This window comes from Flavobacterium fryxellicola, from assembly GCF_900143245.1.
Taxonomy (GTDB): Bacteria; Bacteroidota; Bacteroidia; order Flavobacteriales; family Flavobacteriaceae; genus Flavobacterium; species Flavobacterium fryxellicola.
This window is the reverse complement of record NZ_FRDK01000013.1, coordinates 1-13,948: the sequence shown is the minus strand read 5'-3', so window position 1 is coordinate 13,948 and position 13,948 is coordinate 1. Positions and strand designations below refer to the sequence as shown.

The following is a 13,948-nucleotide window of genomic DNA, read 5'->3' as shown; positions in this document are numbered from 1 at the left end:
AGGGTGCAAATTATCGAAAATTATCGATAAAAAGGGCTTTTCTCTTTTTTCTATGGTATTTATTTTGCCTTTGGAATGAAAGAAATGGATAAGATATTTTTTTTAAATATAAAAGCATATTTTTTATGTGGGTTTGAATAAAAATTTTATTTTTGCGATTCACTAAATTAAAAATAAATGGCTACTTACAATAAAAGAGGATATAAAGCACCAAAAGAAAAAGAAGTAAAAGGAGAAGGAGTTGAAGCAGTGGTTATTGATGAAAAAGACAGCACAACCGCTGAAGTTTTTTCAAAATTAGATCAAACTGCTACAATAACGGAGGATTGGGTTGCTAAAAATCAAAAAATTATTATTGGATTAGTTGCCGCTGCTGCCCTTTTTACTATTGGTTATTTAGGGTATCAAAGATTTATTGCTGCACCACAACAAGAGGAAGCGGCTAATGAAATGTTTGTTGCACAACAAAATTTTCAAAAAGCAACTGATGGGGTAGCTAGTGATTCCTTGTATAAATTGTCGTTGAATGGATCCGAAGGTAAATTTGGATTTTTGAAAATTGCAGATGAATATTCTGGAACTGATGCGGGAAATTTAGCCAATTATTACGCGGGTATTGCGTATTTGAATACGGGAAAATATACTGAAGCGATTGACTTTTTGAACAAATTTAAGTCAGACGATATTGTTTTAGGAGCTTTGGCAAAGGGAGCAATAGGAGATGCTTATTCAGAAAAAAAGCAGCCAAAAGAAGCTTTAGAGAATTATGTGAAAGCAGCAGAATCAAATAAAAATGATTTCACAACACCTCGTTTCTTGTTGAAAGCAGGAAAAATAGCTTTGGAATTAGGAAATAAGGCAGATGCGTTAAAATATTTTACAACGATCAAAGAAGATTACGAAGCTGCTCCAGAAGCGGCATCCGTTGATGTTTTGATGGGATTAGCACAATAGTAAAAGTAGATTTAAGATTGCTAATTTAAGTCGGTCGATTTTAATTTGAAAATTCTATCTTTATCATCTGAAAATATAAATCTAGAATCATAAAACGACAATCAAATGGCTACCGTAAATAAAAATTTATCGGATTACGATAAAAATTCAGTTCCAAATGCGAAAGATTTTCGCTTTGGGATCGTTGTTGCAGAATGGAATGATACCATAACAGAAGGACTTTTTAAAGGCGCAATCGACGCCCTTTTAGAAAACCAAGTGCCCGCCCAGCATATTATTCGCTGGAATGTTCCGGGAAGTTTCGAACTCATATATGGTTCAAAGAAAATGTTACAAACACAAAATGTAGATGCCGTTATCGCTATTGGATGTGTCATTCAGGGGCAGACTAAGCATTTTGATTTTGTGTGTGAAGGGGTAATCCAAGGGATTAAGGATTTAAATGTACAAACCGATATTCCAGTTATTTTTTGCGTTTTAACGGATAATACCATGCAACAATCCATTGATAGAAGTGGGGGGATTCACGGTAATAAAGGAACTGAAGCGGCTATTGCGGCTATAAAAATGGCCTATATCCGCCAGCAAGCTTCATTATCACATCAAATAGACAATCAACATTTATTGTCTTCAGGAGCCATCCAAATTGAAGAAGGAAAACCTTTGGAATTGAAGGAATAAAGAATATTTCAATAACTTTTACATAAAAAAAAACCTACTTATTCCGAGTAGGTTTTTTTTAGAGTTCGATAGACCGCAAATAGTTTTATTACTTGAGATAAGGAATTAGTCATCTTTATGTGCGGCTTCAATATTAATATCAGAAAAAGCAATTTCGGTTAATGATGCATCAGCTTTTTTCTCTTCTTCAAGCGTTTTAGTTAATAAAGTCACCGCTTTACTTTCGCCTAAAGTTGCAGCATAGGCACACAAAGTACCATAGGTAGCAATTTCATAATGCTCTACTTTTTGCGCTGCCGCAATAATTGCTGCATCGCGCACAACACCTAATTCTGTTTCTTCCATAATACCATCAGCCTCTTTTAGTAATCCTGCCATAGCATCACATTTTTTACTTACTGCTTTTATGCCTAAAGATTCAAATACTTTTTCTAAGCGAACTACGTGTTCTTCTGTTTCTTTTAAATGGTGTTCGAAGGCATGAATTAGTTTTGACGAAGTAGCATTTTTAGCCATTTTTGGTAGCGCTTTTGTTAAGGCATGTTCTGCCCAATAAATGTCTTTTAGTCCGTCTTCAAAAAAATCTCTCAATCCTTGTGCGGCACCTGGTTTTGCTTTTACTGCTCCTTTTTTAGCTTCCACTTTTGTGTTTTCTTGCTTTTCATTGGTCGTTTTCATAATTGTTGTTTTAAATTGTTACCTACTAGATATATCAAAATTAAGTTTTAAGCCACTAAGATGGTTATATAATTTTAACGAAAAATTCCATAATTCATACTTTATACTATTGTTTATCAGTTTGTTGCCTAGTGGGAATGAAGTTTATTGCTCCGTCTATTTTATCTTTTAAACAATGAGATCTTTAGTGATACAGGAAGGCGAATCGGGATCACACGGATGAAAGTAGCTCTGGGCGCGGTCACGAACTATTAATTTTTAGACCATAATTTTTTCTATACTTAAAAGCACATTAATAATAAAACCCCACGGAATTTCATTAAATTTGTGCTTCTTGGTTTTATAATAATCTATTGTCACCCTGCGCACAGTCGAAGGGTTAAACTTTTAACCTAAATTTTTTAATGTCGAGTATTATTCAATTGCTTCCTGATCATGTTGCCAACCAAATTGCTGCTGGAGAAGTGGTTCAAAGACCCGCTTCGGTGGTTAAAGAACTCCTTGAAAACGCAGTTGATGCTAAGGCAACTGATATTAAACTAATTATTAAAGATGCAGGAAAAGCACTGGTGCAAGTAATCGATAATGGTTTGGGAATGAGCGTTACCGATGCACGGTTGTGTTTTGAACGGCATGCTACCTCCAAGATTCGTCATGCCGAAGATTTATTTTCATTGCACACAAAAGGGTTTCGAGGTGAAGCATTGGCTTCTATTGCCGCTATTGCCCATGTTGAAATGAAAACCAAGCAAGATCAAGAAGAATTAGGAGTGCATATCATTATTGAAGGCAGTAAGTTTGTGTCGCAAGAAGTAGCAGTTTTGCCGAAAGGGACCTCGTTTGCCGTTAAAAATTTATTTTTTAATATCCCGGCAAGGCGCAATTTCCTAAAATCCGATACGGTGGAATACCGACATGTTGTTGATGAGTTTCAACGTGTGGCGCTGGCGCACCCAAAAATACATTTTACGTTTTATCATAACGGGAGTGAAATGTTCAATTTACCACCTGCGACTTTGCGTCAACGAATCGTTACTATCTTTTCGGGTAAAACCAATGAGAAATTAATACCAGTTCAGGAAGAAACAGAAATCGTAGCGATTCAAGGATTTGTCAGCAAGCCTGAATTTGCCAAAAAAAATAGAGGAGAACAGTTTTTCTTCGTAAATGATCGTTTTATAAAAAGTGGTTATTTGCATCATGCGGTGATGGCGGCTTATGACGGAATTTTGAAAGACGGCGCACAGCCTAGTTATTTTTTAAATTTATCAGTGCCTCCAAATACGATTGATATCAATATTCACCCTACTAAAACGGAAATAAAGTTTGATGATGAGCAGGCATTGTATGCTATTTTGAGAGCTTCTATAAAACATGGTTTAGGGCAGTTTAATGTGGCGCCAGTTTTGGATTTTGATCGTGATTCTAATTTGGACACTCCTTATCATTATAAAGATTTGCAAGGTGCTACGCCAACGATTCAGGTGGATGGCAATTTTAATCCGTTTTCTGACGATAAGCCAAACAAACATTTTTCTAACTATAAGAAGCCAGAATCAACAGCGAATTGGGAAAGTTTATACGTAGGATTAAAACAAGATGCAGACGATATAGCCCACATTACTTTTGAAAATGAAGAAATGACCTCGTCTTTATTCAATGATGAAGAGATAGAACATTCTGTTCATAAAACGTATCAAATTCATAAAAAATACATCGTTTCGTCGATAAAGTCAGGAATGGTAATTGTCGATCAGCAACGTGCACATCAACGTGTTTTGTATGAACAATTTTTGGTAAATATGACGGTCCATCAAGCATCAAGTCAGCAGTTGTTGTTTCCGCTTAATTTGTTCTTCTCGAGCAGCGAAATGGAACTTATTCAGGATTTGCAAGTGTCATTAAAAAATACGGGATTCGTATTTGAAGAAAATAATACTGATCATATTGTCATTTCAGGAATACCTGTAAATGTTACAGAAAGTGAAGTATCACTTGTTTTGGAGCAATTGTTAGGCGATTTACAGGATGGGATTCCAGAAAGTAGTTTCAGTCAAAGTGATACGATTGCTAAATCCATGGCTAAAAGTTTAGCCGTAAAAACAGGAACGCACCTAACAGAAAAAGAGCAGGAAAATTTGGTTAACGGACTTTTTGCCTGTAAAGATCCCAATGTTTCCCCATTTTATAAACCCACTTTCATCACAATGCGTGTGGAAGATTTAGATAAAAAATTTGCATTATGAGAAACGTCACGGAGACCGTAAAACAATTAATTATTATAAACGTATTATTTTTTGTAGGTACACTAATTATAAAAGAGCCAGCGTATAAGATATTGGCATTGTACTTTCCTGAAAACCCTAGTTTTCAATTGTGGCAGCCAATATCACACATGTTTATGCACGGTGGATTTATGCATATTTTCTTCAATATGTTTGCGCTGTATTCCTTTGGATCGGCTTTAGAACAAGTGTGGGGAAGTAAAAAATTCTTGTTTTTTTACATTTCCTGTGGTTTAGGTGCAGCCTTAATGCATACGGGTGTGAATTATTACTTTTTTCAGGATAATTTGAATACACTTATTGCCAATGGTTTTCAAAAACAGGAGATCTTACAGATCTTGAATGAAGGGAAAATTGATACAAGATGGCAGGAGATTTTGTCGGTATCTGATTTTCAAAATTTTACTAGTGCCTATTTGGGAACGGCGGTTGGGGCATCAGGAGCCATTTATGGAACTATTGTTGCTTTTGCTTTTATGTTTCCCAATGCTGAATTGGCGCTGATGTTCATTCCTGTTCCAATAAAAGCGAAGTATTTTGTTCCAGGTATCGTTTTGGTCGATTTGTATTTAGGAATTTCTGGAAAATCTATATTTGGAGGTGGCGGAATTGCCCATTTTGCGCACGTAGGTGGTGCTTTTTTTGGTTTTCTCATTATGTGGTATTGGAAGAAAAATCAGTTCAATAAAAACCGATGGAATTAAAATCGCAAAACTTATTAAATTAGACGACTTAACTATCAGATCTTAATTCCCAATTAGCTTATGAATATTATTGACGACCTGAAATTACAATACAATATAGGAGGAATAGTAACTAAGCTAATCCTTTGGAACGTAGCTTTATTTGTTTTTCCATGGTTGTTTTTCGCACTTTTATCTCTGTTGGGTGTCCCTATTGATTATCTTCAATTTGTGAGTTTGTCTTCTAATCCGGCCCATTTGCTTTGGAAACCTTGGTCGTTGCTTTCGTATGCCTTTTTTCATAGTGGAATCATGCATATTGTTTTTAATATGATTGTTTTGAATTTTTCTGGGAGGTTATTTATGACGTATTTTACGGCTAAACAATTACTTGGATTGTATGTGTTGAGTGCTATTTTTGCAGGAATAGGTTACATACTAGTGTTCTACGTTTTAAATATCAATGCGCCAATTGTAGGTGCATCTGCCGCTATAATGGCTATTTTGGTTGCAACTACAACGTATCATCCTTTGCTGGATCTTCGATTGCTAATCATTGGAAATGTCAAGTTGTGGCATGTTACGGCCGTAATTATCTTCATCGATTTAATGCAGCTGCGTTCAGAAAATATGGGTGGACATATTTCTCATCTTTCAGGAGCTTTATTTGGGTTTATTTTTATTAAATTGCTTAAAAATGGAACCGATTTAAGTACGGTTGTTTCTCGTATTTTAGGTTTTTTTGCAAATTTGTTCCAAAAAAACAAAACAACTCCATTTAAAAAGGTGCATAAAAATTATACCAAGCCCGTAGAGATAAGTATTTCCAAAATAATTACTAAAGATAAATCGCAACAGCAAATTGATGAAATTTTGGATAAAATCAGTCAGTCCGGTTATGATAGTTTAACGAAAGAGGAAAAAGAATTTTTATTCAAGGTAGGGAAGTAATTTATAAATTCTGGGCAATAGAATCCAACTTTGATCTTGTCCGATAGTGCTGTTATAAAAAGAAATAAATTGGCAAAAAGGGACCCTTTTGCGCGCTGCCGAAGTAGATTGCTTAAATTTTTTGCCTTGGTTCAAATCCACTTTTAGTTGTTTGGTAAAATAAAAAAGATAGAAAATGAAAAATCTTTCATGGTTTAATAAAGGAATGTTTCTTCTAAATAGTTTGCTTGTATTGGTGACCTTTGTAGCGTATGTTTTGCCTTTTTTAGCGCCAAAATCATTTCCACTATTGTCTGTTCTGACACTTTTTATGCCTCTTTTCTTTATTTTGAATGCGTTGTTTTTTATCTATTGGGCGATTCAATTTAAAAAGCAATTGATTGTTTCGGGCTTAGTTTTACTGTTAGGAATTACATTTATAAATAAATTTTATAAATTTTCGGAGCCAAAATTTTCCAAGGAAGAAAAAGATTTTACTGTAATGAGTTACAATGTTCGCTTGTTGAATGTATTCAAATGGATTGACAGAGATGATGTACCTGCGGATATAGTAACGTTTATTAATGATAAAAATCCGGATATCTTGTGTATACAAGAATATTCACCGTCAGCGAATATTGATTTGAAAGTATATCCGCATCGGTATATATTTACCGAGGGAAATCAAATTAAAACTGGTCAGGCTATTTTTTCTAAATTTCCTATTTTAAATCAGGGAAACATTATTTTTCCCAACTCCAGTAATAATGTTGTTTTTGCAGACATCAAGAAAGGGAAAGATATTATTAGAGTGTATAACATGCATTTGCAATCGATAAAAATCTCTCCTGATGTGAATGAAATTGATGAAAATATAGATGTTATCAACCAGCAGAAATCGCAAAAGCTTTTTATTAGAATAAGTAAAGCTTTCAAGCAGCAGCAGCAGCAAGCAGAGCTCTTCACCGAACATAAAATGAAATGTATTTATCCTGTTATCATTTGTGGTGATATGAATAACAGTGCCTTTTCATACGTGTACAGAAGCATCAAGGGCAAGATGAAAGATGGCTTTGAAGAGGCAGGAACGGGCTTTGGAGAGACTTATAAATTCAGGTATTACCCTGCTCGAATTGATTATATTTTTGCTGATGAAAAGATGACCGTTAAAAAATTTGAAAGTTTTTCGAATTTTATTAACTCAGATCATTTTCCTATTATGGCAAGATTATCGTATGAGTGATAATAATTGTAAATACTATTGAGCAAGCAGTTTTTGTTCTCTTAAATAATCCATCGCATATTTCCCTTCATTAAAAAGTAAGTCTAAAATACTTAGGTTATTAATAAAGCCGTGTTTGTCATCAAAAACTTGGGTATACTTGTCAAATACCGATAGGTCTTTTTTTCCATTAACCAAAGGTCTAAAATCAGAAATCATAGGAGTGTCTGCGTCATGAAAATATTCTGTTGTCGTGTGGTAGTCTAGCTTCATACGCAAGCATTTAGAGACAATAGTTAATGCTTCAAAGTTTAGATCTAGCAAAAATTCTTGTTTTTTTTCAAAAATTGGTCGGATGTCATCTTCGAAAAATTCAAAAAAAGGAGAACTTCGGTACGCCGCTTCAAGGGATTTGAAATGTTGTTTTTGCCAGTCAAAATCATTTTCAATTCTAACGTCTTTAGTTTTTTGGTGGCTTTCTTTCGAATGTTTTATAGGGATATTTAGCAATTGAATCCCATTTGGACTGTAAATATAACTGCGATTTCGGTTTGTTTGTTTCTGGAAATTATCCTCTATTTCAAATGTAATCGTGTCTGCTTGTGCCATTGCTGCAAAGTGACTGAGGGATGGAAAATAGGTGGGATGTAATAAAATATTCATTTGTTTATGTGTTTAGGGTTTCAAGTGTAAGGTCGTCATATCACTTTAAACCCTAAACTTAAAGATTTTTATTTACCCTTTGTTGGCTTTCCTTTTTTTCCAAAAATATTCGCCTACAAAGAAGAGCACTAAACCAAGTAGAAATAACTTAAAATACGATTGTGGTTGACCTTCACCACTAACAGTTGTAAAAACTCTGTCCCAACGTATTTTGTTAAGTCCTTTTCCATTTGGGTCAATGCTTAGCCAGATAAAAACAGGTTTTCCTACGATGTGATTTTCAGGGACAAATCCCCAATACCTGCTGTCTTCAGAGTTATGGCGGTTGTCTCCCATCATCCAGTAATAATTTTGTCCAAAAGTATAGCTCGTGGCAACTTTACCATTTATTCGAATCTCTGAACCGTTAACTTTCAAATCATTGTTCTCATAATCACTTATAATTGCTCTGTAAAACGGTACTGTTTCTGTTGTTAACGGAACTGTCTTTCCTTGTTCTGGAATATAAATTGGACCATAATTATCCCGATTCCACTTGTTGATGTGGGGGAAAACTCCGTTGTCTACGTCGTTAGAAATTTGTCTAACAACAGCAGTTATACCCGGTGTGTTTTTTAATCGCTGTGCTCCAGCCTCGGTTAAAGCACTCAAAAACAAGGTGTCTCTTTTTGAGTCGTCAGTGAAAAAAGCAGGATCTGTGATGTCCAAATCTTTAAATAAATATTCAAGATTGACTGCTGTTTTTCCATCAAAAGCTACTTTGTAAGAAAACTGCGGCTTGGCTCTTTCTGGTAATTGCAATAGTTTCCCATCGATATAAACGATACCGTCTTTTATTGATAAATTATCTCCTGGTATTCCAACGCATCTTTTTACATAATTCGATTTTTTATCAACCGGTTTGTAAGCGCGTCTTTTTGAAGTGTCAAAAAATTTAAAAACGGTATCAACAGGCCAGTTGAAAACAACGATATCGGTACGATCAATATTTTGAATTCCCGGCAATCTCATATAAGGCAACTGTGGATAGGTCAGGTAGGATTTATTTTTTGTCAAAGGAATGGAGTCGTGAACCATGGGTAAAGCAATGGTAGTCAAAGGAACTCTGGCACCATAATTCATTTTGCTTACAAATAGAAAGTCTCCTACTAATAATGATTTTTCTAACGAAGAGGTTGGAATCGTGAAAGGTTGGATTAAATAGGTGTGTACTATTGTGGCAACAACTACTGCAAAAAGTAGCGAGCTAATCGTGTCTGCGGTTTTATTGCGAGGGGTCAAACTTCTATCTGCGACGTAGTCTAATTTCTGAGTATAATTTACATAATAGATGTAAAATCCAAGTGTGACAATTCCTAAAAACGTTTCCAATCCAGATCGTTTTCCAAAACTGCGTAACGTTTCTACCCAGATTACCGGGAAAATAATTAGATTGATAATGGGTAGGAATAATAAAACGGTCCACCAAGTAGGGCGACCAATTATTTTTAGTAGAACAATGGCATTATAAACCGGAATTGCGGCCTCCCATCGTTTTCTTCCTGCGCTCTCGTATAATTTCCATGTCCCTAAAAAGTGAACTATTTGTACAATAAGGAAAAATATAAACCATTGATATGCTGACATAATATGTTTATTTGGTTAATCGTTTATTTGTTAATTTAAAAATTAGAACCTTTTATAATTTCTAAAAATCTAAATGACTTTATGTGTTATTTTAAAATTCTAGCACATCTTTCATTGTAAAAACGCCCTGTTTTCCAACAATCCATTCTGCGGCAATAATAGCTCCAAGAGCGAACCCTTCGCGATTGTGTGCGGTATGTTTTATTTCAATAGCGTCTACCGCTGAATTGTACGTCACGGTGTGTGTTCCCGGTACCGTTCCAATTCGCTTGGTAGCGATGTGAATTTGCGTAGTATCGGAACTTTCTAAAGTCCAGTCGGTGTAGGAACTATTTTCAATTACGCCTTTGGCTAATGATATTGCAGTACCGCTAGGTGCATCTAGTTTTTGGGTGTGATGAATTTCTTCCATTGCGACAGAGTAGGATTCGAATTTCGCCATAATTTTAGCCAAATATTCGTTGATTTCAAAGAAAATATTCACTCCTAAACTAAAGTTCGAACTAGAAATAAATCCGCCATTTGTAGCGGCACACAGTTTGGTCATTTCGTCATACTGTTCCAGCCAGCCTGTGGTACCGGAAACAACAGGTACATTAGCATGAAAACAACTAGAAATGTTGCTCACCGCAGCGGTTGGAACGCTAAAGTCAATAGCTACATCTGCAGCAGAAAGGCCTTCAAAAGTGTTGTATTCCTCTTTTTTCAAAACAATTTCATGGCCTCTTTCCAGTGCAATTCGCTCAATTACCTGACCCATTTTTCCGTATCCTAAAAGCGCAATTTTCATTTGTTTATTTTTTAAATTTTGAATACTGCAGCAGTCCTGCAAACAAGAGTCCTAGCAGAATTCCAGCGATGAACCCAGAAAAGAAATTGTTCATTCGAATAGGCTCCAATGCTTGAATTTCTGAATAATTTATTAAAGTAATTAACAGTAAAACTGTGGTAATGATAAAAAAATATTTCTTACCTATTTTAGTGAGTAATGACATACTGATCGTTTGTTTGATAGCTTCCTTGTTTTCGAATTTGGACTAGAAAGTATAATTAAATGTTAGTCCTACATTTGTCTTTAATGTTACATCATTTGGGTAAAGAACGGGTCTTACCGATAAGTTTTCATCAACATTAAACTGTATTAAAGCCGCATCTACATTGGCGTCAAGAATATTTAAGGCATAAAATGCCAACGTAACTAAAGCCGATAAATCGCGGTTGCGTTGGTAGAATTTTTGTCCGGCAATTAATCGATTGTTGTCTAGGAAAGCTAAGTCATCTGTGACTAATCCCTCCAATCTGCTTTTGTAAGCGTCTCTATATTGATGGTATTTTTTATTATTATCAATATAAAAATAAATACTAGTTCCTAAAGCTCCATACACGAGGGGTATTTTCCAATATTTTTTGTTGTAAGCTTGGCCTAGTCCCGGTAAAACAGCCGAATAGAAAGCTGCTTTTGCCGGAGTCAACGGGTCGATATCATTTGATTTTAATGTATCAGTTGCGACCAACACCGCTTCTGTTTCCGTTTGTGCAAAAACGGCAGTGTTTCCTAACGAAAAAAGGAAGAGAGCGATGAAAATGATTTTATTCACTATTCGTTTATTAGTTTGATAATTCTGTTGAAATCTTCTTCAGAGTGAAAAGGAATGGTTATTTTTCCTTTACCATTGCCAGCCACTTTAACATCTACTTTGGTTCCAAAATAATTGGTAAAAGTGCTTTTTTGAGAAGCTGCGATTTCAAATGAAGCTGCCTTAGGCTTAGATGCTGGCTTTGGTTTTAAGCTTTCCTGATAATTTTTTACCAAAGCTTCAGTGTCACGTACCGAAAGATTTTGGCTTACAATTTTCTGATAAATATCCGTTTGAATATCTTGATCTTCAATATTGATTATAGCTCGTCCATGACCCATACTGATGAAACCATCACGAATACCCGTTTGGATTATTGGATCCAACTTTAAAAGTCTCAAGTAATTAGCAATTGTAGAGCGTTTTTTACCAACGCGTTCACTCATTTGTTCCTGAGTTAATTGAATTTCGTCAATCAAACGTTGGTACGAAAGGGCAATTTCTATTGGATCTAAATCATGGCGCTGGATGTTTTCCACCAAGGCCATAACCAATGACTCATTGTCATTTGCGATTCGGATGTAAGCGGGTACTGTCGTTAATCCAACTAAAGTAGAAGCACGAAGACGACGTTCTCCAGATATTAATTGGTATTTATTGAAATCTAATTTCCTAACGGTAATGGGCTGAATAACACCAAGTTCTTTAATAGAAGTGGCTAATTCTCTAAGGGATTCCTCATTGAAATTACTTCGGGGCTGAAAAGGATTAATCTCAATCGCTTCAATTTCAAGCTCAATGATGTTTCCTACAACTTTATCTGCATTTTTATCTGCAACAGATTTTATATCGTTCTCAGGGTCTTTTAATAACGCGGATAATCCTCTGCCTAAGGCTTGTTTTTTTATTGCTTTTGCCATACAACTATTTACTGTTTTTCTTTATAACTTCTTGAGCCAAGTGCAAATAATTAGTTGCTCCTTTGCTTGTTGCGTCATAATTTATAATGCTTTCGCCAAAACTTGGTGCTTCACTCAATTTTACATTTCTCTGAATTATAGTCTCAAAAACCATATCATTAAAATGCTTCTGCACCTCTTCTACTACTTGATTGGATAAACGCAAACGAGAATCAAACATCGTCAATAACAATCCTTCAATGTCTAAATCCGGATTGTGAATTTTTTGGATACTTTTAATGGTGTTCAGCAATTTTCCCAAACCTTCTAATGCAAAATATTCGCACTGAATTGGGATAATTACAGAGTCCGCTGCTGTCAAAGCATTTAACGTAAGTAATCCTAACGATGGCGCACAATCTATGATGATAAAATCATAGTCATCCTTGACACTTTCTAGTGCCTTTTTAAGCATATATTCCCGATTTTCTTTATCGACCAATTCAATTTCAATGGCAACAAGATCAATATGCGAGGGAATCACGTCCACATTTATTGCAGAACATTTTATAATGGCCTCTTTTGGTGTGTGACTGTGTTCTAGAATTTGATACGTTCCTATTTCAACAGATTCGACATCAATTCCTAATCCTGATGAGGCATTTGCCTGTGGATCAGCATCAATAAGTAATACTTTTTTTTCTAAAACTCCTAATGAAGCCGCAAGATTAACTGATGTTGTAGTCTTTCCAACGCCTCCTTTTTGATTAGCAATCGCGATGATTTTGCCCATTTATTTTTCTAAATTTTGAACCGTAAAAATACAATTATTTATGGTTTCTAAAAATCTATTTTGTTAACATTTGTTAAAGCTTGATTCCTCGCTATTTGACACATTCCCGTTTTTAGAAAGGATCTGATTTTCTGGAGCTATTTCGGCTGTGCGCTACAATCCCGATACTTCGGGACTTGAACTACTCCCTTTTTTCTAAAGCCCTAAAAGGAGCTTCCTTTGGTCGCTCTTTTATGGCAAGAAAATAAGGGAGTAATTCTGCGAAGCTTTTCGCTTCCATCCGGGCTAGGTAAATTGACATTTAAAACAAGATCTGAAGTTGTATTTTGATGCCGATCTCTGCGGCAAATAAATTTATTTCTTATTTCAGAAATAGTTTTGCGTAAGCCAAAAATAGTGCTATATTTGCCACCGCTTTCGGGGTGTAGCGTAGCTCGGTTATCGCGCCTGCTTTGGGAGCAGGAGGCCGCAGGTTCGAATCCTGCCACCCCGACAAAAGCCGAACAATATGTTCGGCTTTTTTTATTTTACAGCTATGTAGATTGTCTACATAATTCAGAGTGAAACTTCTTTTAAATACTACACGGGTCAAACGCATGACCTTGCCGATAGATTATACCGACATAATTCTGGCTTTAGTTTGTCTACAAAATCTGGAATGCCATGGATTTTGATTTATCAAGTTGAACATTCAACACGTTCAGAGGCTATGATTTTAGAAAATAAAATAAAAAAAAGAGGCGCGAAAAGATATTTAGAAGATCTTGGTTTTTTTAAATAAATGTTTGGTAGCTCGGATGTAGCGTCCCGCATAGGCGGGAAGGCCGCAGGTTCGAATCCTGCCACCCCGACAAAAGCCGAGCAATATGTTCGGCTTTTTTTATTTTACAGCTATGTACATTGTCTACATAATTCAGAGTGAAACTTCTTTTAAATACTACACGGGTCAAACGCATG

At 35.5% G+C, this 13,948-nt stretch carries 15 protein-coding genes and 1 tRNA gene; 8 read left to right on the top strand and 8 right to left on the bottom strand.

Annotation, left to right across the window (positions count from 1 at the left end):
* The first annotated feature begins 177 nt into the window (after positions 1 to 177).
* Positions 178 to 954 (top strand): tetratricopeptide repeat protein, encoded by a 777-nt coding sequence (locus BUA03_RS14790; protein WP_066082073.1) that lies wholly within the window; start codon positions 178 to 180, stop codon positions 952 to 954.
* A 105-nt stretch (positions 955 to 1,059) separates the two neighbouring features.
* Positions 1,060 to 1,635 (top strand): 6,7-dimethyl-8-ribityllumazine synthase, encoded by a 576-nt coding sequence (ribH, locus tag BUA03_RS14785; protein ID WP_066082071.1) that lies wholly within the window; start codon positions 1,060 to 1,062, stop codon positions 1,633 to 1,635.
* Between the two features lie 105 nt (positions 1,636 to 1,740).
* Here the strand turns inward: ribH and BUA03_RS14780 are convergent, their stop codons facing one another.
* The gene (locus tag BUA03_RS14780) at positions 1,741 to 2,313 is read right to left on the bottom strand and encodes a YciE/YciF ferroxidase family protein (protein WP_066082069.1); all 573 of its coding nucleotides are present in this window, start codon (positions 2,311 to 2,313) and stop codon (positions 1,741 to 1,743) included.
* A 404-nt stretch (positions 2,314 to 2,717) separates the two neighbouring features.
* Here BUA03_RS14780 and mutL point away from each other — a divergent pair, with 404 nt between their 5' ends.
* From mutL to BUA03_RS14760, 4 genes are all read left to right on the top strand, one after another.
* Positions 2,718 to 4,559, top strand: coding sequence for a DNA mismatch repair endonuclease MutL (mutL, locus tag BUA03_RS14775; RefSeq protein ID WP_066082068.1), 1,842 nt, complete (start codon positions 2,718 to 2,720; stop codon positions 4,557 to 4,559).
* The gene (locus tag BUA03_RS14770; protein WP_066082066.1) at positions 4,556 to 5,302 is read left to right on the top strand and encodes a rhomboid family intramembrane serine protease; all 747 of its coding nucleotides are present in this window, start codon (positions 4,556 to 4,558) and stop codon (positions 5,300 to 5,302) included. Before mutL ends, BUA03_RS14770 begins: the two co-directional genes overlap by 4 nt.
* Positions 5,303 to 5,362: 60 nt before the next feature.
* Complete coding sequence (locus BUA03_RS14765; protein WP_066082064.1) at positions 5,363 to 6,232, top strand: rhomboid family intramembrane serine protease; 870 nt, start codon at positions 5,363 to 5,365, stop codon at positions 6,230 to 6,232.
* A 175-nt stretch (positions 6,233 to 6,407) separates the two neighbouring features.
* Entirely contained in the window at positions 6,408 to 7,454 is a 1,047-nt protein-coding gene (locus BUA03_RS14760) for an endonuclease/exonuclease/phosphatase family protein (protein ID WP_066082062.1), read from the top strand.
* A gap of 15 nt (positions 7,455 to 7,469) precedes the next feature.
* Here the strand turns inward: BUA03_RS14760 and BUA03_RS14755 are convergent, their stop codons facing one another.
* The 7 genes from BUA03_RS14755 to BUA03_RS14725 form a co-directional block, all read right to left on the bottom strand.
* Entirely contained in the window at positions 7,470 to 8,096 is a 627-nt protein-coding gene (locus BUA03_RS14755) for a WbqC family protein (RefSeq protein WP_066082060.1), read from the bottom strand.
* A 72-nt stretch (positions 8,097 to 8,168) separates the two neighbouring features.
* Entirely contained in the window at positions 8,169 to 9,722 is a 1,554-nt protein-coding gene (lepB, locus tag BUA03_RS14750; RefSeq protein WP_066082058.1) for a signal peptidase I, read from the bottom strand.
* Between the two features lie 91 nt (positions 9,723 to 9,813).
* On the bottom strand, positions 9,814 to 10,512 hold the full coding sequence (dapB, locus tag BUA03_RS14745; RefSeq protein WP_066082055.1) for a 4-hydroxy-tetrahydrodipicolinate reductase: 699 nt from the start codon (positions 10,510 to 10,512) through the stop codon (positions 9,814 to 9,816).
* Positions 10,513 to 10,516: 4 nt separating this feature from the next.
* Positions 10,517 to 10,717: a hypothetical protein gene (locus tag BUA03_RS14740; protein WP_066082053.1), complete on the bottom strand. Its 201-nt coding sequence runs from the start codon at positions 10,715 to 10,717 to the stop codon at positions 10,517 to 10,519.
* Positions 10,718 to 10,759: 42 nt separating this feature from the next.
* Positions 10,760 to 11,320, bottom strand: a complete 561-nt coding sequence (locus BUA03_RS14735) for a DUF5683 domain-containing protein (protein WP_066082051.1) — start codon at positions 11,318 to 11,320, stop codon at positions 10,760 to 10,762.
* Positions 11,320 to 12,219 (bottom strand): ParB/RepB/Spo0J family partition protein, encoded by a 900-nt coding sequence (locus BUA03_RS14730; RefSeq protein ID WP_066082048.1) that lies wholly within the window; start codon positions 12,217 to 12,219, stop codon positions 11,320 to 11,322. Before BUA03_RS14730 ends, BUA03_RS14735 begins: the two co-directional genes overlap by 1 nt.
* 4 nt (positions 12,220 to 12,223) lie before the next feature.
* Positions 12,224 to 12,991, bottom strand: a complete 768-nt coding sequence (locus BUA03_RS14725) for a ParA family protein (RefSeq protein ID WP_066082046.1) — start codon at positions 12,989 to 12,991, stop codon at positions 12,224 to 12,226.
* Positions 12,992 to 13,409: 418 nt separating this feature from the next.
* On the opposite strand from BUA03_RS14725, the gene BUA03_RS14720 reads away from it, so the two are divergent.
* Both BUA03_RS14720 and BUA03_RS17210 read left to right on the top strand, forming a co-directional pair.
* Positions 13,410 to 13,484, top strand: a tRNA-Pro gene (locus BUA03_RS14720).
* 48 nt (positions 13,485 to 13,532) lie between these two features.
* A complete protein-coding gene (locus tag BUA03_RS17210) occupies positions 13,533 to 13,772 on the top strand; it encodes a GIY-YIG nuclease family protein (protein WP_072675754.1) in 240 nt (79 codons plus the stop codon).
* Positions 13,773 to 13,948: the final 176 nt, after the last annotated feature.